Below are 20,127 nucleotides of genomic sequence, written 5' to 3' on the forward strand. Positions count from 1 at the left end.
CACGCCCTCCCGGTCGGTGGTGTGATCGTCCGAGAAACGACGGTCACCCGTCGCGTCCGGCACGTACTTCACACAGACAACGATCCTCAAGCTCATGAGCGGTTCTCCTGGTACGGGTGCACTGGTCGGATGCACTGGTCCACGACCCCGGCGGCACCGAGGGTACTGAGTGCCAGATCGGCGCTGGGCCGGGTCCGGCCCGTCGGCTCTCCTCGACAGCCTCCGAGGCTCTCCCGAGAGAATACGGCACTCAGTACCCCGCGTAAAGGAACTCAGTACCCTTTCCGGCCTTCCGGGCCGCCGGAAGCGGGGCGGCAAGGGCGTCGCAAGGTTTGTGCAAGACCGGCCAGGACCCGTCATGGAATCCGCCAGACCGCCCGGGCAGACACCCGCCGGGGCCGCCGAGACCCGGGGCCCCGGTCCGGGATCAAGGAGGGGGAACGACATGACCTTGGTGCACGGGGAAGTCGACGAAGTCAACCACGGGGAACGGTCCGGCGGGGAGCAGCACGGCCGGACGGAGGGGCACGGCGGGGGCCCGGCACGACGGCCGCTGCCGTGGGCCACGCTCACCGACTGCAAGGAGGTGCTGGTCGTCGTCCACTCGGTGGTCTACGGCCAGCGGCTGCACGACATCTACCCGCTGCTCGCCGCGGACCTGCGGGTGCACGTCCAGTTCACGGTGCCGCCGCACGCGTTCAACGGGGGCGCGGAGGCCCACGTCCGGCGGCTCGGGGGCACGGTGCTGCCGTGGGCGGAGGCCGTCCGGCGGGAGTTCGACCTGGTGCTCGCCGCCGGGTCGCAGGGCCTGGAGCGGTTGCGCGGGCCGCTGGTGCGGCTGCCGCACGGGGCCGGGCACATCAAGCTGTCGCCGGCGGGGGTCGGCGCCGGGCGCACGGTCGCCGGGCTGGGGCCCGAGTACGTCACCTGGCGCGGGCGGCTGGTGCCCGCCGCGTACGCGCTCGCCCACGAGGACGACCGCGCCGAACTGGGCCGCGGCTGCCCGGAGGCGCTGCCGATCGTCGAGGTGGTCGGCGACGGCTGCTACGACCGGATCGCCGCCGCCCTGCCCGAGCGCGAGCGCTACCGCGCGGCGCTCGGGCTGCGGCCCGGCGAACGGCTGGTGCTGGTCTGCTCCACCTGGGGCAGCGGCTCGCTGTTCACCCGGCTCGACGCCGTGCTGCCGCGGCTGGCCGCCGAACTGCCCCGGCACGGCTACCGCACCGCGCTGCTGGTCCACCCCAACGTCGCCGCCGCGCACAGCCCGTGGGCGGTCCGCTCGTGGGCGACGGCCACCGCGCGCGGGGCGGTCACCGTGATCGCGCCGGAGGAGGACTGGCGTCCGCTGCTGGTCGCCGCCGACTTCGTCATCGGCGACCACGGCTCGGTCACCCTCTACGGCACCATGACCGGCGCGCCGATCCTGCTCGCCGAGTACCCGCACCGGGACGTCAACCCGCGCTCACCGGGCGCGCTGCTCGCCCGCACCGCGCCGGCGCTCAGCCCGTCCCACCCGCTCACCGCCCAGCTGGCGTACGCCGCCGAGCAGTACCGGCGGGAGGAGTACGCGGCGATCGCGGCCCGGATCAGCTCGCAGCCGGGGCGCTTCGACCGCCGGATGCGGCGGCTGCTCTACCGGGTCCTCGGGCTGGGCGAGCCCGCGCACCTGCCGGAGCCGCCCGCGCTGCCGCGGCCCGCGCCGCTGTGGCCGGCGGGCGGCGGGCGGGAGGAGGGGTGACCGCGCCGCACACGGCCCTGCACACCGTGCGGCTCGTCCCGGCCGACGGCCCGTCGCCGTCGGCCGGGACGGCGGGCACGCGCTTCGAGGCCCGCATCCACTCCCCCGCCGGGGTCTGCCACGGGCTGCTCGTCAGCCGGAGCCCGGCCGGCCGCCCCGGCGGGCCGCTGACCCGCGCGTTCGTCGACGAGCACCTCGCGATCGACCTCGCCGACCCCGACGCCGCCCGCCGGCGCCGCCACGCCGATGTGCTCCACCTCGGCGCGACCGCCCCCGGGCGGGCCAGGGAACGGCTCGCCGCCGTCCTGCGGACCCACCCCGGCTGCGCGGTCGCCACCGCGGACGGCGAGGGCGGCACGCTGCTGGTGCTGGCCCGGACGGGCGGGCGGCTGGTGCTCCGGCCCCGGCCGGGCGACGGCGCGCCGCCCTCACCCGCACAGCGCCTGGCCGTCGGCTCGCTGGCCCACACCTGGCTCGCCGCCGGCCGCACCCTCGCCGAGCTCACCACCCTGACCGCCTCGGCCCCCACCTCCCGCCCCGCCTGCCCGGGCTGCCCCCTGGCCGGCTGACCCGAGCCCGGGCGTCCCGCCACCACCCGACGGGACGCCCGGGCCTGCCGCCCCCAGCCACCCTCACCCGCACAGCGCCCGCCCGTCGGCCCACCGGCCCGTACCCGGCCCACCACCGACCGCGCTCTCCCCGAGGCCACCGGCACCGCCTCGCGCATCGCCACCAGCCGGTGCCGGAAGCCGGGCGGCCGACCGCCGGGGGTGGGGCGCTACCGGTCCTCCGGTGGGGTGGCGAGGGTGGTGAGGGCGGCGGTGAGGCGGGCGGCGTCGGGGGCGGAGAGGGCCTCGTAGCGGGCCAGGGACTCGTGGTAGCGGGTGACCGCCTCGGTGAGGTCGCCGCGGGCGCGGGCGAGGTCTCCGGTGAGTTCGAGGACGCGGGCCTCCCAGTGGCGGGCGCCCCCGGCGCGGAACCCGGCGAGCGCCTCCGCGTAGCACCGGCCCGCCTCCGCGTGGGCGCCGAGGGCGGCGTGGGCCTGCCCGAGGAAGGCGAGCGCGCGGGCCGCCTCGTACGCGGCCGGGACGGCGACGAGGTCGCGGTGGGCCCCGGCGATGACGGGGACCGCCTCGGCGGCGCGGCCGTCCGCGAGCAGCACGTCGCCGAGCGCGAGGCGGGCGAGCGCGGTGCCCCGCGGATACCCCTCGGCCTCGCGGAGAGCGGCCGTCGCGCGCAGGCAGTCGGCCGCCTCCGCGAGCCGGCCCGCCGTGCGGTGGGTCTGACTGAGGCCGTACAGGGCGTCGGCCTCGGCGAGCGGCCGGCCGACCGCGCGGGCCAGGTGGAGCGCCTCGGTGAACCACGCGGCGGCCTCCTCCCCCTCCCCCGCGTTGCGCAGGCCGTTGCCGCCGGAGGTGAGCATCCGCAGCCGGCCGTCGGTGTCGCCGGCCTGCCGGGCCGCGGTGCGACCGATCCGGTGCGCGTCGATCCACAGCCGGGCCGGGCGCAGCCGCAGGAACAGCGGCCACATGGCGTCGACCAGTTGCCAGGCGGTGGCGGGCCTGCCGGTGTCGTGTGCCCAGCGGATGGCCTCGGCGAGCCGTCCGGTCTCCGCGTCGAGCCAGCGGACGGCCGCCGCCTCGTCCGCGAACTCGCGGGCTCCCGGCACCGGTTCGGTGGTGTAGTCGCGGCGCAGGGTGCGGTGGCTGGGGCTCAGCAGCGCCTCGGCGGCGGTGGTGGAGGCCAGGTACCAGTCGAGGACGCGGTCGACGGCGGCCAGGCCCTCCGGCCGCTCGCGCACCTCGTCGGCGCGGGCCCGGGCGTGGAGTTTGACCAGGTCGTGGAAGCGGAAGCCGTCCTCCATCTCCTCCAGCAGGTGGACGTCGATGAGTCCGCCGAGCAGCCGGTCGGCCTCGGCGCGCTCCAGGCCGCCGACCGCGCAGACCACGTCCAGGGTGAAGACGGGGAACGGCAGCAGGCCGAGCAGCCCGTACAGCCGGACCGTGTCCGCCCCCAGCACCTCGAAGGACGCGTCCAGGGCGTGTCGCACGGCTTCCCCCTCGACGTCGAGCGCGGCGAGCCCCTGGGACTCCTGGTCGAGCGCCTCGGCGGTGGCGGCGAGCGGCTGGACCGGGCGGGCGGCGATCCGGGCGGCCGCCAGGCAGACGGCGAGCGGGAGCCGGCCGCAGCGCTCCACCACCAGGGCGGCGGCGTGCCGTTCGCGGGCCACCCGGTCGGCGCCGACCCGCTGGGCGAGCAGCTGCACCGAGGCGTCGTCCGAGAGCACGTCGACCGGCCGGAACACGGCGCCGTCTATGCCGAGCCCGGTGAGCCGGCGGCGGCTGGTGACCACGACCACGGCGTGCTCCGAGCCGGGCAGCAGCGGGCGGACCTGGGCCGCGGTGGAGGCGTTGTCGAGCAGGACGGCGATCCGGCGTTCGGCGGCGAGCGAGCGCCAGAGGGCGGCGCCCTCGGCGAGGCTGCGCGGCACCGGCGCGATGCCGAAGGCGCGCAGGAAGCCGCCGAGCGCCTCGGCCGGGTCGGCGGGGCCGCCCGGGGCGTGACCGCGCAGGTCGGCGTAGAGCTGGCCGTCCGGGAAGCGGCCGGCGAGGCGGCGCAGCCACTGGGCGGCGAGGGCGGTCTTGCCGACCCCGGCCGGGCCGGTGACCACCACGGTGACGTCGGCGGATCCGTCCGGGGTGTCGTCCAACTCGCGGTCCAGGGCTTCGAGATCGGCGTCCCGGCCGACCAACCTCCGGGGTGTCGGCGGGAGTTGGCGGGGCACCGGGAGCGCCGGGGCGGCGGGAGGCGGGGCGGGCTGGCCGTAGACGGTCAACTGGTGGATCGCCCCCGCCTGGACGACCGATCCGCCGACCCGGGCACCGGACACCGAGTTCCGGGTCGCGGCGTTCGGTTCGTGCGGTTCGTGCGGTTCACGCTCTCCGTGCGGTTGATGAACTCCCGCTCCGCCGAACCGATCCGGCTCCACTGGCTCCCCCTACCGGTAGAACGATGGACTGAAGTGACGGGAGCGGCCGATGTGCCCGGGCAATCGGTGGCGCTCCTATATCACATGAGGCTCCGTCGGACCGGGTTAAGTGTCAACAATGCCTCGCCGCACAGCGGGAGACGGTATGGATCCGGCCCCCGCAATCGTGGGATGCTCCCTGCGACAGCAAGCTGGTAGCCAACCGGCGGGGGGCGTCACAATGGAGTTCCATCTTCTGGGTCCGATTGAACTTTCGGTGAACGGCGAGTTGTCGGCAATTCGCTCGGACAAGGGGCGCCAGCTGCTGGCCGCCCTGGCGCTGGAGGTGGGCCGCCCGCTCAGCCACGACCTGCTGGCCAACCGGCTGTGGGACGAGGAACCCCCGCCCAGCGCGGTGGCCAGCATCTACAGCCATGTCTCCCGCATTCGCGGCCAGTTGCGAAAGGCCGTCGCCGAAGAAGGCCTCGGTTCGTCCCGGGACACCCCGACCATCGAGAGACGATCGCACACATATGCGCTTCGTGCCGATCCCCAATTGATCGACTGGCATCGCTTCGTCGATCTGTCTCTGCGCGCCCGCCAACTCACCGAGAACGGCGAGGACGTCCAGGCCCGCACGGTGCTGGGCCGGGCCGAGGAGATCTGGCGCGGCGAACCGCTCGCGGGCCTGCCCGGCAGCTGGGCCCAGTCCACCCGCACCACGATGGCCGACCAGCGCCTCGCCACCACCCTGCTGCGGATCGAGATCGACCTCCGGCTCGGCCGCTTCGCCGAGGTCGTCCCCGAACTCACCGCCCTGCGCGAGGAGCGCCCCACCGACGAGCGGGTCGCCGCCCACCTGCTGGTCGCCCTGCACGGCGCCGGCCGCCAGGCGGACGCGCTCACCGTCTACCCCACGGTCGTCCGCCGGCTGCGCACCGAACTCGGCACCGGTCCCGGCGAGGCCCTCACCCGGCTGCACGAGCGGATGCTCGCCGGGGACCCGCTCGCCGGCGACCCGCGGACCGGAACGGCCGGCCGCACGCCCGCGGCACGCCCCTCCGCCGCCCCGCGCGCCGGCGGCCCGCCGCACGCCCCGGCGGGGCGGCGCCTGATCGGCCGCCGGGACGACCTGCGCCGCCTGCTCGGGAGCTCCGAGGAGACGGCCGAGCAGGGCGGGGTGGTGACCGTCTCGGCGATCCTCGGCATGGCCGGGGTCGGCAAGACCACCCTGGCCCTGCACGCCGCCCACCTGATGCGGGGCCGGTTCCCCGAGGGCTACGTCCACCTCAACCTGGGCGCCCACGCCGTCAACCAGAGCCCGCTCGCCCCGCAGGCGGTCGCCACCGCCCTGCTGCGCCGGCTCGGGGTGCCGGCCACCACCATCCCGCTCGACAGCGAGGAGCTGTTCGCGCTCTGCGCCGAGGTGCTCTCCACCCGGCGGGCGGTGGTCGTGCTCGACGACGCGGCGGCCGCGGCCCAGCTGCGGCCGCTGCTGCCGAACGCGCCCGCCGCGCTGATCCTCGTCACCAGCCGCCGCCGGCTCGCCGAACTGCCCGGCTCCAGACCGGTGTTCCTGGACATCCTGTCGGTGGACGACGCGGTCGCCCTGTTCACCTCGGTGGTCGGGCGGGAGCGCGCCGACGACCGGAGCCGGATCGTCGAGATCGTCGACCGCTGCGGCCTGCTCCCGCTGGCGATCGAGATCGCCGCCAGCCGCTTCAAGGCACGGCCCTCCTGGACACTGGACCACCTCGCCCTGCGGCTCTCCCGCAAGACCGGGCGGCTCGCCGAGATCCGGCACGACACGGAGAGCGTCGCCCGCGCCTTCGAGATGTCCTACCGGTCGCTGCCGGCCGAGCAGCAGGAGGCCTTCCGGCTGCTCGGCGCCCACCCCGGACCGGACATCGGCCTGCACGCGGCGGCGGCGCTGCTCGGCCGGCCGGTCGACGAGACGGACCACCTGCTGGAGGCGCTGCTGCACTGCCACCTGGTGCAGGAGAATTCGCCCGAACGGTACCAACTCCACGATCTGCTGCGCGATTACGCGCTCGCCCTGATCCGTGACGAAGGGGCCGGGGAGGAGGGCGGGGCCGCGTTGCGGCGACTGCTCGGATTCATGATTCACGCGGCCGATCAGGCGGACCGCCTGCTGTATCCCCGCCGGTCACGCCTCCCTCTCCCGGACTTCCGCCAATTGCCGGGAATGGAAACGCTGTTGTACGACCTTGACCTGGATTCGCACGAGTCGGCGCGGGACTGGCTGGACACCGAACAGGCCGCCCTGACCGCCCTGGGCACCCACGCCCGCGCCACCGGCCACCCGGAGGCCGCCGCCTGGCTGGCCCACGTGCTGGCCGGCCGCCTGGACGCCCAGGCCTACTGGAGCGAGGCCCACGACCTGCACCGGGCCGCCGTGGCGTACTGGCGTTCGGCGGCGAACGACCGCTGCGAGGCCCGCGCCCTGATCGACCTCGGCGCCACCCTCGCCAACGCCTCCCGCTACCCCGCCGCCTTCGAGTCCCTCGACCGCGCCCTCACCCTCGCCCGCGCGGAACAGGACGCCGACGCCACCGCCGAGGCCCTGAGCCTGCTCGGGGAGGTGCTCTGGCACCAGAGCTCCCTCACGGAGGCACTCGCCCGACAGGAGGAGGCGCTGCGGATGCGAAGAGAGAGCGGAGACCGCTGGAACATCGCCCGCTGCCTCGCCAACATCGGCATCGTGCAGAATTCCCTGGGAAATCACGAAATGGCGCTCGACGCCTATCAGGGCGCCCTTCCATTGGCCCGCCAGTTCAATGACCGGGTCTTCGAGATGATCATCCTGAACAATATCGGAGACCTCCACCTGGGAGCCGGGAACAAATCCGCGGCCCGCACCACGTTCGAGCGGATCCTCGACGGCGGCGCGGAATGCATGTCACCGTTCGACCTGGCCGTGGTGAGGATCAACCTGGCGTCGGCCCTGGACGTTCCGGACGACCTCGACCGCGCCATGACCCTCTACCGGTCGGCTCTGACGGTGTACCGATCAGTCGGCAGCATCCGCCACGAGGCCGATGCGCTCAACAGCCTCGGCGACACACTCCGGACCGCCGGCCGCCCCGTCGACGCCCGTGACCAGTACGCCGCCGCCCTGGAGCTGGCCCAATCGGTCGGGGCCGGCCTCGAAGAGGTGGCGGCCCTGCGGGGACTCGGCCACACCGAGGAGGCTCTCGGCCGCACCGACTCCGCGATCGACCGCCTGACGGCCGCCGTGCTCCTCGCCGAACAGGTCGGGGTGGCCGAACAGGCGGCCGCCGCGAAGGACGAGCTGGCCAGGCTACGAGGGCGGAAGCGATCGGAGTAGCGCATTCCGTTTGAACGCATCACTTCACGATTCACGCATGATCGAATTTGATCGCCGAGAAACCGTGCAGTCGCGACTTGAGTTCGCCGGACGACCGGGATCGAACATGCTCCCAGCGCCCGCGCAGGAGTTTGCACCGCAGCGGCCCGGCCTGCTACACATGGCCGCGGAGGCCGAAGATCTTCGGCCCGCATAAGCCTTGCAGAACGCACAGAAAGAATTCGCATATGCGCGACATTCGCACTCCGATAGCCGAATTCCCCCGTTCCCGCACCGCCGGTTCGGCGCGCCCCACGGCGGGGTCGGCCACGCCGGGGTTCTGGTGGATGCCCATCTGGTACTGAACCGGATCCGCCGGAGGGCGTGACCGGGGTTCCGGTCACGCCCTCCGGTGTGTGCGGCGGGGGTCAGGGGGTGGTGAGGGGGACGGCGGCCTCGGGGGTGAAGATGCGGGCGGTGAGGGACTCCTGGAGGTAGAGGGCGACGGTGTCGGCGGTGTGGGAGAGGTAGCCGACGCTGACGTCCTGGCCGAGTCGGAGTTCGAAGTCGCCGCCGCGGGTGGAGAGCAGGAGGGCGCCTTCGATGGCGGGGGCCCAGATGAGCTCGCCGTCGAGGAGGCGGGCGATGTGGCTGGCGACGGGGTAGCCGTGGTCGGAAGTCTCGTTGACGGCGGTGTAGGCGTCGGCGCCGAGGAGGAGGGCGTAGGGGCCGCCGACGCCGGCCAGGCGGAGGGTGGTGAGAGCCCTGCTGACCGCCTCGGGGTACTCCCGGACGTCGGTGGGGAGCGGGACGGCGGGGTTGGTGGCGGCGGCGCGGATGCCCTCGATGCCGGCGGCGGGGTAGCCGTCGAAGACGGCGCGGTCCTCGGTGAGGGCCAGGGTGCGGGCGGCGTCCTTCACCGGCTGCCAGTCGCTGTCCCGGGAGCCGCGCTCGACGTCGTCCACGGCGGCGCGGTCGACCGAGAAGGGCACCCGGAGTTCGACGAGCGGCCGCACCTCGCGGGCGTGGGCCTGGACGCCCGGGCCGGGCGGCTCGATGGCCGTGAGGTGGCCGGTGCCGACGGCGGCGAGGGCGGGGCCGTCGGGGCCGTCGACGTCCACGACGCGGCGGCCGGCGAGGTGGAGCTTGACGGTCTGCCGGGCCTCCTCCTCGATCTCCGCCCAGGCCGCGGCGGAGACGGGGGCGAGTTCGCGGTGCAGATTGTTCATGACGCGGGGGTGCCTTTCAGGCTGCCGATGGCGAGGGAGCCGTCGGAGGAGGCTGCGGACGGGGCTGCGGACGGGGCCGGGGCGGGAACGGCGACGGAGGCCGCGGCGGACGGCGCGGGCGGCGGGGCGTCCAGGAAGTCGGCGGCCGGGACGTGGAACAGGGTTCCGGTGGCCGCGACGGAGAAGTCGAGCAGGCGGTCGTGGGCGCCGGGCGGGCGGCCGACGAACATGTTCTCCAGCATCTCCTCGGTCACCGCCGGCGTGCGCGAGTAGCCGATGAAGTACGTCCCGAACTCCCCTCCCCCGGCGAACGAGCCGAACGCCATGTTGAACCGCATGATCTGCCGCTCCTCGCCGTCCGGGCCGGTGACGGTGGTCAGCGCCACGTGCGAGTCGGCGGGCTTGAGGTCGTCGGCGAGCTCGATGTCGGTGAGCTTGGTACGGCCGACCGCGCGTTCCTGCGCCTCGACGGGCAGGCGGTTCCAGGCGTCCAGGTCGTGCAGGTACTTCTGGACGATCACATAGCTGCCGCCCGCGAACTCCGGGTCCTCCGCGCCGATCAGGACGGCCTCCGCCGCCGCCCGGCCCTCGGGGTTCTCGGTGCCGTCGACGAAGCCCAGGAGGTCGCGGTCGTCGAAGTAGCGGAAGCCGTGCACGGCGTCGACCACGGTGGCGGCCCCGGCGAGGCGGTTGGTGAGCTGGCCCGCCAGCTCGAAGCAGAGGTCCATCCGGGCGGCGCGCAGGTGGAACAGCAGGTCGCCGGGGGTGGCCGGGGCCCGGTGCCGGGCGCCCGCGATCTCCCGGAAGGGGTGCAGCCCGGCCGGGCGGGGACCGTCGAAGAGCCGGTCCCAGGCGTCCGAGCCGATGCCGGTGACACAGGTCAGGCCGGCGTCGGGGGCGCGGAAGCCGACCGCGCGGCGCAGGCCGGCCAGGTCGGGCAGGAGCGCCCGGACGGCGGGTTCGCCGCCGGGGTCGATGGTGAGGACGAGGAAGATCGCGGCGCTGGTGAGCGGGGTGAGGACGGGCTGCGGCATCGGCGGACTCCGGTCAACGGGGTCTGATCATCCGTACGATTACACCCCAGAGCGGACATTTCGGCACGGGAGGCAGGCCGGGCGGAGCAGCAGGACGGCAGCGGGCGGACCCCCACCGGGCGGACCGGTGAGGGGCCGCCCGAGTGGGGGCGCGGCGGCGGACGGTCAGGACGGCGCGCCGCGGCGGCGCAGACCGAGGGCGGTGACCAGCGCGCCGAGGGCGACCGCCGCGACCGGGACCACCAGGGCGGCCCGGAAGCCGTCCATGCCGGGGCGCCCCGCGCCGGTGGCGGCCAGGTGGACGGCGGTGACCGCGGAGAGGCCGAGCGCCGCGCCGAACTGGAAGGCGGTGTTGAGCAACCCGCCGGCCAGGCCCTGCTCCTCCTCGGCGACGCCGTCGGTGGCGGCGATGGTCAGCGGCCCGTAGGCGAGGGCGAAGGCCAGACCGGTGAGGATCATGGTCGGGAACATCATCGGATAGCTCCAGTCCGGGCCGGCCGGCAGGAACAGCGCGTAGGACACCACCGCCAGGCAGAAGCCGCCGAGGATCACCCGGACGGTGCCGAACCGCTCCACCAGCCGGGGTGTGAGGGTCGGCGCGAGCACCGCGTCCACGCCGACGGCGAGCAGCGCGAGGCCGGTCTGCAGCGGGGTCCAGCCGCGCAGGTCCTGCAGGTAGAGGGTGACGGTGAACTGGAAGCCGAAGAAGGAGCCGGCGAACAGCAGCGCGCCGAGGTTGGCGCGCAGCAGCGGGCCGGAGCGCAGCAGGCCGAGGCGGACCAGCGGCGCGGCGGAGCGCCGTTCGACGGCGGCGAACAGGGCCAGCAGGGCCAGTCCGCCGGCCGCCTCGGCGAGGGTCGGGCCGAGGGCGGCGTCCGGTTCGCCGATCCGCACCACCGCGTGGACCAGCAGCAGCATCGCGCCGGTGGCGGTGGCGGCGCCGGCCAGGTCGAAGCGCTCGCCGGGGCGGCGGGCGGGTGGTTGGTCGCGCGGGAGCAGCGGCAGGGCGGCGAGCAGCAGGGCGCCGGCCAGCAGCACCGGGGCGAAGAAGACCCAGCGCCAGCCGACCGCGGTGAGCAGGCCGCCGGCCACCAGGCCGAGCGAGAAGCCGGCGGCCGCGGTGCCCGCGTAGAGCAGCAGCGCGCGGTTGCGGCGCGGGCCCTCGGCGAAGGCGGTGGTGATGATCGCCAGGCCGGCCGGGGTCATGAAGGCGGCCGCGAGGCCGGTGGCGAAGCGGGCCAGGACGAGCACCCAGGGGGCGCCGGCGAGGCCGCCGAGTCCGGAGAAGAGGACGAAGACGGTGAGCCAGAACAGGAAGGTCCGGCGGCGTCCGAGCAGGTCGGCGGTGCGGCCGCCGAGCAGCATGAAGCCGCCGTAGCCGAGCACGTAGGCGCTCAGCACCCAGCTGAGCGAGCCGGTGTCCATGCCGAGGTCGGCGCGGATCGAGGGGAGCGCCACGTTGAGCATCGCGACGTCGATGCCCTCCAGGAAGATCGCGCCGCACAGGACGAGGAGCACGGCGGTCTCGCGGCCGGTGAGGCGGTCGGACGGCGACGGGGGCGGCGGTGGAGCCGCGGGGGGACGGGCGGGCGTGCCGGTTTCGGGCACGGCCGAGGGCACGGCTGGGGAGGCGGACACGGAGGTCTCCTGGGAGTGCGCGGGGGGCGGGGAGGCCGGACGGGGCGGTTCCCCTTCGTCCGGTCGGTTCCCTCTTGTAACCACCAGCCATCCTGAGGCAGCATCAGGAACCATGGAAGAAGGCACTTCGAAGTCACCGACGCACTGCGCGGATACCGGGGACGACTACGACGTTCTCCAGTGGGACACCCGGGAGGACTGCGAGGTCCGGCAGATCCTCGACCGGATCGCCGACAAGTGGTCGCTGCTGGTGATCGCCCTGCTGGACCGCGGTTCGCTGCGCTTCACCGAGCTGCGGCGGGAGATCGACGGGGTCAGCCAGCGGATGCTGACCGTCACGCTGCGGCAGCTGGAGCGCGACGGCCTGGTCGAGCGGACGGTGCACCCGGTGGTGCCGCCCCGGGTCGACTACGCGCTGACGCCGCTCGGGCGGACCCTGCACGAGACCGTCCGCTCGCTGGTCGCCTGGACCGAGACGCACCAGCGCGAGATCGCGGCGGCCCGGGCCTCCTACGACGCCCGGGTGGGCTGAGCGCGCGAGAAGGGGCGGCCCCGGTCTCCCGGGTCCGTCCCTTCTCGTGTGCGTGCGTGCCCGCGCCGCCGCCGTCAGACCCGCAGGGCCGCCAGCTGCTCGGCGAACGGGACCACCGTCTCCTCCTCGGACCCGCCGTCCGCCGCCGGCCCGCTGGGGGCGCGGCCGGCGAGCAGCCCGGCGAGTTCGCCGGCCGCCCGGTCGATCCGGCCCGGAAGCCCGTCGGTGAGCCGGTCCCCCGTGGTGCCCCAGTCGTCGGTGGCCGCGTAGACCGAGGTCGGGACGACCACCGAGCGCAGGTAGCTGAACAGCGGCCGCACCGCGTGCTCCAGCGCCAGCGAGTGCCGGGGCGTGCCGCCGGTGGCGGCGATCAGCACCGGCTTGCCGGTGAGCACGTCGGGGTCGAGCACGTCGAAGAACGACTTGAACAGTCCGCTGTAGGAGGCGGCGAAGATCGGCGTCACGGTGATCAGCCCGTCGGCGCGGGTGACCGCCTCGATCGCCTCGCGCAGCGCGGCGCCGGGGAAGCCGGTGACGAAGTTGTGCGCGATGTCGGTGGCGAGGTCGCGCAGTTCGATCACCGTCACCTCCGTCTCGCGCCCGTCCCGGGCGAGCCGGCGGACCGTCGCGTCGGCGAGCCGGTCGGCGAGCAGGCGCGTCGAGGACGGCTTGCTCAGGCCGGCGCTGATCACGACCAGTCGGTACGCGGTCACTTGGCCACCTCCACGTTCTCCTCGGTGTGCTGCTCCTGCTCCCGGCGGGCGCGGTCGGCCTCGACCAGCGAGGCGTGGGTCGGCGCGTCCGGGACGCCGGCCGGGCGGCCCTTGGCGAACTCCTCGCGCAGCACCGGCACGACCTCCTCGCCGAGCAGGTCCAGCTGCTCCAGCACGGTCTTCAGCGGCAGGCCGGCGTGGTCCATCAGGAACAGCTGGCGCTGGTAGTCGCCGAAGGTCTCGCGGAAGGTCAGGGTCTTCTCGATGACCTCCTGCGGGCTGCCGACGGTGAGCGGGGTCTGCTCGGTGAACTCCTCCATGGACGGCCCGTGTCCGTACACCGGCGCGTTGTCGAAGTACGGGCGGAACTCGCGCACCGCGTCCTGCGAGTTCTTGCGCATGAACACCTGGCCGCCGAGGCCGACGACGGCCTGCTCGGGGGTGCCGTGCCCGTAGTGGGCGAAGCGCTCGCGGTAGAGGTTGATCAGCTTCTTGAAGTGCTCCTTGGGCCAGAAGATGTTGTTCGCGAAGAAGCCGTCGCCGTAGTAGGCGGCCTGCTCGGCGATCTCGGGGCTGCGGATCGAGCCGTGCCAGACGAACGGCGGGACGCCGTCGAGCGGGCGCGGGGTGGCGGTGAAGGACTGCAGCGGGGTGCGGAAGCGGCCCGACCAGTCGACCACGTCCTCGCGCCACAGCTGGTGCAGCAGCGCGTAGTTCTCGATCGCGAGCGGGATGCCCTGGCGGATGTCCTTGCCGAACCACGGGTAGACCGGGCCGGTGTTGCCGCGGCCCATCATGAGGTCCACCCGGCCGTCGGCGAGGTGCTGGAGCACCGCGTAGTCCTCGGCGATCTTCACCGGGTCGTTGGTGGTGATCAGCGTGGTCGAGGTGGACAGGATGATGCGGTCGGTCTGCGCGGCGATGTAGCCGAGCAGGGTGGTCGGCGAGGACGGCACGAACGGCGGGTTGTGGTGCTCGCCGGTCGCGAAGACGTCCAGGCCGACCTCCTCGGCCTTGCGGGCGATGGCCACGGTCGCCTTGATCCGCTCGTGCTCGGTCGGGGTGCGGCCGGTGGTCGGGTCGGGGGTGACGTCGCCGACGGTGAAGATTCCGAACTGCATGTTGCTCACCACGCTCCAGGCTGAATCCCGCAGGGAAACCCGGCTCAGGATCCGATCGTCAAAGTTTCAACGACCTTAGCATCCGCCACCCGGGTGTTATTCCCCTCCGCGCCCGACTTCTGGTCCGAGACCGCACGACGGGCCCGCAGGGCGTCCGGGAGCAGGGTCAGCAGGCCCGCGAGCGCCATCGCGACCCCGAGCCAGAGCACGGCGCGCAGGCCCCAGGCGTCGATGGCGAGCCCGCCGAGCAGGGAGCTGAGGATGACACCCAGCGTGATGAAGGAGTTGTGGACGGTGTTCACCAGCGGGCGGGCGTTGCCGATCCGCTGCACCCGCGAGGCCATCGCCGGGTTCATGGTGACGCCGACCAGGCCGACCCCGAGCAGCAGGGCGACCGCCGGCACCCGGAGCTGGGCGAAGAGCGCGAGGCCGGCCAGGAAGACGGTGTTCAGCGCCAGGCCGACGGCGAGCACCGGCAGCGCGTACCGGTCGGCGAGCCGGCCGACCACGGTGTTGCCGATCACGGTCGCCGCTCCGTAGGCGACGAGCAGCAGCGGGACGGAACCGACGGAGAAGCCGGTGATCTCGGTCAGGACCGGGTTGACGTAGCTGAACAGCGAGAAGGTCGCGCCGATGATCAGGGTGCTGGTGGCGAAGGCCAGCCAGAGCCGCCGGTTGCGCAGCGCGCCCAGCTCGGCGCGCAGCGAGCCGCCGCCCTCGGCGTGGTCGGCGTCCGGCACCCCGGCGAGGGTGGCCAGGGCGACCAGCACGGTGAGCACGGCGATCGCCCAGAACGCCGCCCGCCAGCCGAGGCGCTCACCGATGACGGTCGCCAGCGGCAGGCCCAGCAGGGTGCCGAGCATCAGGCCGTTCATCAGTACGGCGATCGCCCGGCCGCGCAGCTCGGGGCGGGCCAGCTGGGCGCAGAGCGAGATCGAGATGCCGAAGAAGGCCTGCGCGGCGATCCCGCAGACCACCCGGGCCACCAGCATGACCGGGTAGCCGGTGGCGGTCGCGGCGAGCACGTTGCCGACCAGGAAGACGGCGAACAGCAGCATCAGCGCGTATTTCTGACGCACCCTCAGGAGCGTGATGGTGAGGAAGGGCCCGCCGAAGGACATCGCGACGGAGAAGGCGGTGATCAGGTAGCCGATCTGCGGGACGGTCGCGTCGAGGCCCTGCGCCAGCTGCGGCATCAGCCCGGCGACGGCGAACTCGCTGGTCACCATCGCGAAGATGCCGAGGGCGAGGACGTACACGGCACGTGGCATGGGAGTGCTCCCCCGATAGTTTTGGATGGATCGGTTCAAAACAAGGGCAGGCGAGAGCGCCCGAGCGGCCGGCCGGGCCGACGGGCGGGCAGGCCCCCCGAAGGCCGGGGCGCTCGAAGATCAGACCTCTTGAAGGTCAGACCGCTCGAAGATCAAAGGTCAGACCGCTCGAAGATCAGGGCGTGAGCGCGTCCACCGCGGTGGCGGCGATGGCCTCGACGGCGGCCCGGTCGGCCCCGCCCTTGGCCGCGACCCGCATCCCGGCGATCACCGCGTTCACGAAGCGGGCCAGCTCGCCCGCCTCCCGGCGCGCGGCGATCTCCCCGGCGCGCTGCCCGGCCCCGATGGCGGCGGACAGCGCGGCGAGCCGCACCTCCTGGTCCCGCTCCAGCACCCCGGCCGCCTCCGGGTCGCGCCCGGCGAGCTCGACGACGGTGTTCACGGTCAGGCAGCCGAGACTGCGCCCCTGCGGGCGGTTCTCGAACTCCCCGTCGACGACCCGTGCGAGCAGCAGCCGGACCCGTTCCAGCGGGGGCAGTTCCGGATCCTCCAGCAGGGCGACCTGCGGGACGGTCATCAGCTCGTTGTAGCGGTCCAGCGACCGGCGGAACAGGTCGCGCTTGCTGCTGAACGTGTTGTAGATGCTGCTCCGCCCCAGACCCGTCGCCTCGCAGAGGTCCTGGGTCGAGGTGGCCTCGTAGCCGTTGGCCCAGAACGCGCGCATCGCCGCGTCCAGCGCCCGGTCCTCGTCGAAGGTGCGCGGTCTCGCCATGTCAGCACCGTAGCCGTTTTGGATCGATCGGTGCAATACCGTTCGGCGTCCGCCCGCCGGTGGGACGCCGACGGGTCGGCCGGGTGCCCGCGCGGGACAATGGGAGGAGCCGGGAGCGGTCGGCCGGAGCACCCGAAGGGCGGCGAACCGATGGCGGAGTACATCGCGGTGAGCGCGCTGAGCCACGAGGGCCTGGTGCGCGGACAGAACGAGGACAGCCTCACCGTCGGGCCGTGGACGCTCTGCGCGACCGTCACCACCAACCCGCAGACCCTGCTCTTCCCGCTCGGCCCGCCGTGCGTGGTCGCGGTCGCCGACGGGCTCGGCGGCCATCCCGGCGGCGAGGTCGCCAGCTCCCTGGTCGCCCGGCGGCTGGCGGCGGCCGGGCCGGGGCTCGACGGCGAGGAGAGCGTCCGGGACGCCCTGCAGACCTGCAACCGGGACGTCTACGCGGCCGCCGGCGGGGATCCGGGGCTGGCCGCGATGGGCACCACGGTGGCGGGCCTGGTCCTGCTCGCGGACCGGGCCGTGGTCTTCAACATCGGCGACAGCCGCGTCTACCGCATCGGGGACGGCTCGCTGCACCGGATCAGCGTGGACGACAGCCCGCCGCTGCCGCCCGGGCGGCGCACCACCTCGGTGGTCACCCAGACCCTCGGCGGCTCGCTCGGGCTGACCTTCGTCGAGCCGCACGTCCGCAGCGCGCCGCTGGCCGTCGGCGACCGGTACCTGGTGTGCAGCGACGGGCTGACCGACGCGGTGCCGGAGGAGGAGCTGTCGGCGCTGCTCGCGCGTCCGCCCGCGGAGTCCCAACGGGCCGACGGGCGGACGGCGTTCGAGCTCTGGAAGGCGGCGATCGAGGCCGGCGGGCCGGACAACATCACGCTCGCCCTGGTGCGGATCGGGCAGTGACGGGGAGGGCCCCGGCGGTAACTCCGCCGGGGCCCTCGGTCAGTGCTGTCGGGTCACAACTCCTCGGTCAGTACTCGGCCTTGACGGTCGCGCCGGAGAAGCCCTGCGGGGCGTAGAGGCTCAGGAAGACGTAGCCGGCGGGCGGGTTGGTGATGGTCAGGGTCTCGTTGTTGCCGTTCGGGTCGGCGGACTTGGCGGTGAAGGCGTCGGTGTACGCCCAGCCGTCGCCGTTGTAGTACAGGTCGCCGTTGCCGGTGCCGCCCGTGCTGGTGAGCTTCAGCTGCGTCACCCCGGCCGGGAGGAGCAGGTAGAAGTGCGCGTAGTTGCCGGCGGTCGCCGCCGCGTTGCTGCGCGTGCAGTTCTTGTCCAGCAGGCGGGTGTCGGTGGCGGTGCACTCCGACCCGTCGCCGCCGCCGGCGCCGACGGCGACGTCCTGCCGGGCGCTCGCGGTGGAGCCCTTGTCGTCGGTCACCGTGAGGGTGACGGTGTAGCTGCCGGCCTTGGCGTACGTCTTGGCCGGGTTGGCGGTGGTGGCGGTGGTGCCGTCGCCGAAGTCCCAGGCGTAGGAGGCGATCGTGCCGTCCTGGTCGGTGGAGGTGCTGGTGAAGGAGACGCCCAGGCCGTTGACCGCGGCGGTGAAGGCCGCGGTGGGCGCCTGGTTGCCGCCGGGGTTGGTGCCGCCGGCGCAGGCGCCGGCCGCGCACTTGGTCAGCCAGCTGTCGAAGTCGGCGTCGTAGCGGGTGCCGATGGTCTGCTTGAGGATGGTGCGGGCGCCCTCCCAGTCACCGGCGCGGTACTTGGCGAGCACGGCGTCCAGGTCGGCGCGGTGCTGCTCCAGCATGTAGCGGACGGCCAGGTAGCCCCAGCGGTAGACGCGCTCCTGGTCGCCGTACGCGGTGTCGAAGAGGTCGGAGAGCCGGTAGGTGTGAAGGCCCGCGGCGGTGATCGCCGCGTCGTAGGTCTCGTTGCGGTAGGAGTAGGAGACGTACTCGGCGAAGCCCTCGACCCACCAGATGGTCGGGGTGGTCATGCCGGCGTCGAAGTCGCCGTACATGTTGAACCGGCCGTCGAGGTAGTGGGTGTACTCGTGGTTGAGGTTCCAGATCTGGAAGTCCGGGAGGGCCCAGTCGGCCTCGTAGGCGAGGAAGCGCGGCTGGTTGCCGGCCTCGCCCGGCTTGCCCTCCAGGTACATGCCGCCGTTGTTGGTGTCGATGCCGAAGATGCCGGCGGCGAACACCACGTAGTCGAAGCGGGTGTGGAAGACCACGACCTCGATGGTGGTGTTCTGGTCGTCGGCGACGGGGCCGCCGTCCTTGGCCACCGAGTGGAAGAAGGCGTCCTGGCCGTTGAGGCTGGAGCAGGTCGTCTCCAGCTGCGCGGCGTCCAGCTTCTGGGCGCGGACGCGGATGCTCGGGCTGCAGGCGTGGTCGACGGTCAGGACGGCCGCCCGGAGCCGGGCCGGGGCGTCACAGGTGCCGTAGGTGGAGCAGGTTCCCGGGTCGTAGGCCTCGGCCATCTCGGCGACGGCGGCCCACTGGTACGCGGTGCGGTCGCTCGGCGAGGAGTGGTCGGCCAGGCCCTTCAGCAGCGGGGTGACCTTGGGTCGCAGCGCCTCGTACTGCACGAAACGGCCCAGCTCGCGGGTCGCGTTGTAGACCAGGAAGGTGTAGTCGCCGCCCAGCAGGGCGCTGTTGGCGTTGGCGAAGGCGGAGAGCGAGTCGAGCACGCTCGGGTCGGCCTGCACCGCCTCGACGAAGCCCTTCGCCTGGTGGCCGCGCCACAGCACGGTGAACACGCCGTTGAGCGCGTTGCCCATGTTCGCCGGGTTGTGGGTGGCGGCGTCGTAGGCGCCCAGCAGGCGCTTGACCTCCGGCAGGTAGCGGACGTTCTCCTGCGCGCTGTCGATCAGGATGACCGCCTCGCCCAGCGTGCCCGCGTTGGCCGCGGTGACGTCACGGGAGTGCGCGTTGTTGAAGAAGGTGTCCAGCGCGCCGCGGATCGAGGTCTGCAGGGCGGTGCCGTAGGTGCCCACGTCGGAGGCGTGGTACCACTGCACGTAGTAGCCGGCCCGCAGGAACAGCACCAGCTGAGCGGTGAAGGTGGAGTTGTCACCCGGGTAGTTCGCGGCGTTGTCGCGCAGGGCGTCCGCCACCGTGACCATCTGGGACTCGCGGAAGGTTCCGTTGGCGTCCCCGCCGGTCAGGGTGAACAGGCTGTTGATGCAGCCGAGGTCGGCCGCCTTGACGGCCTGCACGAGAGCACCGCCGGTGCGGCTGAAGTCCGGGATGTTGCAGGGCTGTTCGGCGAGAGCCATGGGGGCGCTCTCGCCGAAGGCCTTGGCCAGCTCGGCCTTCTGCTCGGCCTGCTGTTCCGCCTTCGACAGACGCTCGGCGCGCGCGGGGTCCGCGGTCGAGAACGGGGCGCGGTCACGGGCCGCGACCGGCTTCTTCTCGCCGTGGGCGTCCGGCGTGTCACCGATCGCGGGCTGCGGGGCCAGCCCGGCGGGCCCGGCCGAGGTCGCGGGCGAGCCTCCGCCGGAGGGCGGTGAAGCCGGGGCGGGGTCGGCCTGAGCGCTCGGGGCGAACAGTCCGACCGCCACGAACATCGCGAGGAGGAGCGTCAACAACCTCGCGACGTGGGGACGTTGGTGCAAGGGACGTGCGGTACTCACGTGGGGGCCTCCGGGCCTTCGTCGGCCGCGTGGGGGCGCGGCCGGTGGGAATGGTGAGGACCGTTGCGACGGCGCCATTGGGGCGGTGCCGTCGAGCACCGGTGGGGAGTGTGACATGTACAATGGCATACATCACATGACCGAGGAACCCTCGGAACGGACAACTGCCGCTTCCCCACAGGAACTTCACCGAATGACCG

Annotated in this window: 14 protein-coding genes and 1 pseudogene; 5 read left to right on the forward strand and 10 right to left on the reverse strand. The window is 73.6% G+C overall.

What is annotated here, in order from left to right; all coding sequences use genetic code 11:
* Positions 1 to 96, reverse strand: a pseudogene (locus tag ABT093_RS34305) (electron transfer flavoprotein subunit beta); the annotation flags it as partial.
* Positions 97 to 445: 349 nt separating this feature from the next.
* Here ABT093_RS34305 and ABT093_RS34310 point away from each other — a divergent pair.
* Positions 446 to 1,738 carry a hypothetical protein gene (locus ABT093_RS34310; protein WP_350571020.1) on the forward strand — a complete coding sequence of 431 codons (1,293 nt, stop codon included), beginning with the start codon at positions 446 to 448 and terminating at the stop codon, positions 1,736 to 1,738.
* The gene (locus tag ABT093_RS34315) at positions 1,735 to 2,307 is read left to right on the forward strand and encodes a hypothetical protein (RefSeq protein ID WP_350571022.1); all 573 of its coding nucleotides are present in this window, start codon (positions 1,735 to 1,737) and stop codon (positions 2,305 to 2,307) included. Before ABT093_RS34310 ends, ABT093_RS34315 begins: the two co-directional genes overlap by 4 nt.
* A gap of 209 nt (positions 2,308 to 2,516) precedes the next feature.
* On the opposite strand, the gene ABT093_RS34320 is transcribed toward ABT093_RS34315, so the two are convergent.
* The gene (locus ABT093_RS34320) at positions 2,517 to 4,628 is read right to left on the reverse strand and encodes an ATP-binding protein (protein ID WP_350571023.1); all 2,112 of its coding nucleotides are present in this window, start codon (positions 4,626 to 4,628) and stop codon (positions 2,517 to 2,519) included.
* Positions 4,629 to 4,983: 355 nt separating this feature from the next.
* Here ABT093_RS34320 and ABT093_RS34325 point away from each other — a divergent pair, with 355 nt between their 5' ends.
* The gene (locus tag ABT093_RS34325; protein WP_350571024.1) at positions 4,984 to 8,055 is read left to right on the forward strand and encodes an AfsR/SARP family transcriptional regulator; all 3,072 of its coding nucleotides are present in this window, start codon (positions 4,984 to 4,986) and stop codon (positions 8,053 to 8,055) included.
* Between the two features lie 407 nt (positions 8,056 to 8,462).
* Here ABT093_RS34325 and ABT093_RS34330 read toward each other — a convergent pair whose 3' ends face one another.
* The 3 genes from ABT093_RS34330 to ABT093_RS34340 form a co-directional block, all read right to left on the reverse strand.
* Positions 8,463 to 9,263, reverse strand: a complete 801-nt coding sequence (locus tag ABT093_RS34330) for a family 1 encapsulin nanocompartment shell protein (RefSeq protein WP_350571025.1) — start codon at positions 9,261 to 9,263, stop codon at positions 8,463 to 8,465.
* Positions 9,260 to 10,297 (reverse strand): Dyp-type peroxidase, encoded by a 1,038-nt coding sequence (locus tag ABT093_RS34335; RefSeq protein ID WP_350571026.1) that lies wholly within the window; start codon positions 10,295 to 10,297, stop codon positions 9,260 to 9,262. Before ABT093_RS34335 ends, ABT093_RS34330 begins: the two co-directional genes overlap by 4 nt.
* A 165-nt stretch (positions 10,298 to 10,462) precedes the next feature.
* Positions 10,463 to 11,935, reverse strand: coding sequence for an MFS transporter (locus ABT093_RS34340; RefSeq protein WP_502884380.1), 1,473 nt, complete (start codon positions 11,933 to 11,935; stop codon positions 10,463 to 10,465).
* Positions 11,936 to 12,047: 112 nt separating this feature from the next.
* Here ABT093_RS34340 and ABT093_RS34345 point away from each other — a divergent pair, with 112 nt between their 5' ends.
* Complete coding sequence (locus ABT093_RS34345) at positions 12,048 to 12,467, forward strand: winged helix-turn-helix transcriptional regulator (protein WP_350571028.1); 420 nt, start codon at positions 12,048 to 12,050, stop codon at positions 12,465 to 12,467.
* A 74-nt stretch (positions 12,468 to 12,541) separates the two neighbouring features.
* Here the strand turns inward: ABT093_RS34345 and ABT093_RS34350 are convergent, their stop codons facing one another.
* From ABT093_RS34350 to ABT093_RS34365, 4 genes are all read right to left on the reverse strand, one after another.
* Positions 12,542 to 13,180, reverse strand: a complete 639-nt coding sequence (locus tag ABT093_RS34350; protein ID WP_350571030.1) for an FMN reductase — start codon at positions 13,178 to 13,180, stop codon at positions 12,542 to 12,544.
* Entirely contained in the window at positions 13,177 to 14,301 is a 1,125-nt protein-coding gene (locus ABT093_RS34355) for an LLM class flavin-dependent oxidoreductase (RefSeq protein ID WP_350571032.1), read from the reverse strand. The genes ABT093_RS34350 and ABT093_RS34355 overlap by 4 nt, the downstream gene beginning before the upstream one ends.
* Before the next feature lie 44 nt (positions 14,302 to 14,345).
* The gene (locus ABT093_RS34360; RefSeq protein ID WP_350571034.1) at positions 14,346 to 15,572 is read right to left on the reverse strand and encodes an MFS transporter; all 1,227 of its coding nucleotides are present in this window, start codon (positions 15,570 to 15,572) and stop codon (positions 14,346 to 14,348) included.
* A gap of 175 nt (positions 15,573 to 15,747) precedes the next feature.
* Entirely contained in the window at positions 15,748 to 16,344 is a 597-nt protein-coding gene (locus tag ABT093_RS34365; protein WP_350571036.1) for a TetR/AcrR family transcriptional regulator, read from the reverse strand.
* 150 nt (positions 16,345 to 16,494) lie between these two features.
* Between ABT093_RS34365 and ABT093_RS34370 the strand changes: the two genes are divergently transcribed.
* Positions 16,495 to 17,256 carry a PP2C family protein-serine/threonine phosphatase gene (locus ABT093_RS34370; protein WP_350571038.1) on the forward strand — a complete coding sequence of 254 codons (762 nt, stop codon included), beginning with the start codon at positions 16,495 to 16,497 and terminating at the stop codon, positions 17,254 to 17,256.
* A 67-nt stretch (positions 17,257 to 17,323) separates the two neighbouring features.
* Here ABT093_RS34370 and ABT093_RS34375 read toward each other — a convergent pair whose 3' ends face one another.
* Entirely contained in the window at positions 17,324 to 19,879 is a 2,556-nt protein-coding gene (locus ABT093_RS34375) for a collagenase (RefSeq protein ID WP_350571040.1), read from the reverse strand.
* Positions 19,880 to 20,127: the final 248 nt, after the last annotated feature.

Source organism: Kitasatospora sp. NPDC002551 (assembly GCF_040296005.1).
Lineage (GTDB): Bacteria > Actinomycetota > Actinomycetes > Streptomycetales > Streptomycetaceae > Kitasatospora.

Coding starts and splice junctions, on each gene's coding strand:
- ABT093_RS34360 (WP_350571034.1), bottom strand. CDS start 15,572: ATGCCACGTGCCGTGTACGTCCTCGCCCTCGGCATCTTCGCGATGGTG.
- ABT093_RS34310 (WP_350571020.1), top strand. CDS start 446: ATGACCTTGGTGCACGGGGAAGTCGACGAAGTCAACCACGGGGAACGG.
- ABT093_RS34330 (WP_350571025.1), bottom strand. CDS start 9,263: ATGAACAATCTGCACCGCGAACTCGCCCCCGTCTCCGCCGCGGCCTGG.
- ABT093_RS34345 (WP_350571028.1), top strand. CDS start 12,048: ATGGAAGAAGGCACTTCGAAGTCACCGACGCACTGCGCGGATACCGGG.
- ABT093_RS34370 (WP_350571038.1), top strand. CDS start 16,495: ATGGCGGAGTACATCGCGGTGAGCGCGCTGAGCCACGAGGGCCTGGTG.
- ABT093_RS34335 (WP_350571026.1), bottom strand. CDS start 10,297: ATGCCGCAGCCCGTCCTCACCCCGCTCACCAGCGCCGCGATCTTCCTC.
- ABT093_RS34355 (WP_350571032.1), bottom strand. CDS start 14,301: ATGCAGTTCGGAATCTTCACCGTCGGCGACGTCACCCCCGACCCGACC.
- ABT093_RS34365 (WP_350571036.1), bottom strand. CDS start 16,344: ATGGCGAGACCGCGCACCTTCGACGAGGACCGGGCGCTGGACGCGGCG.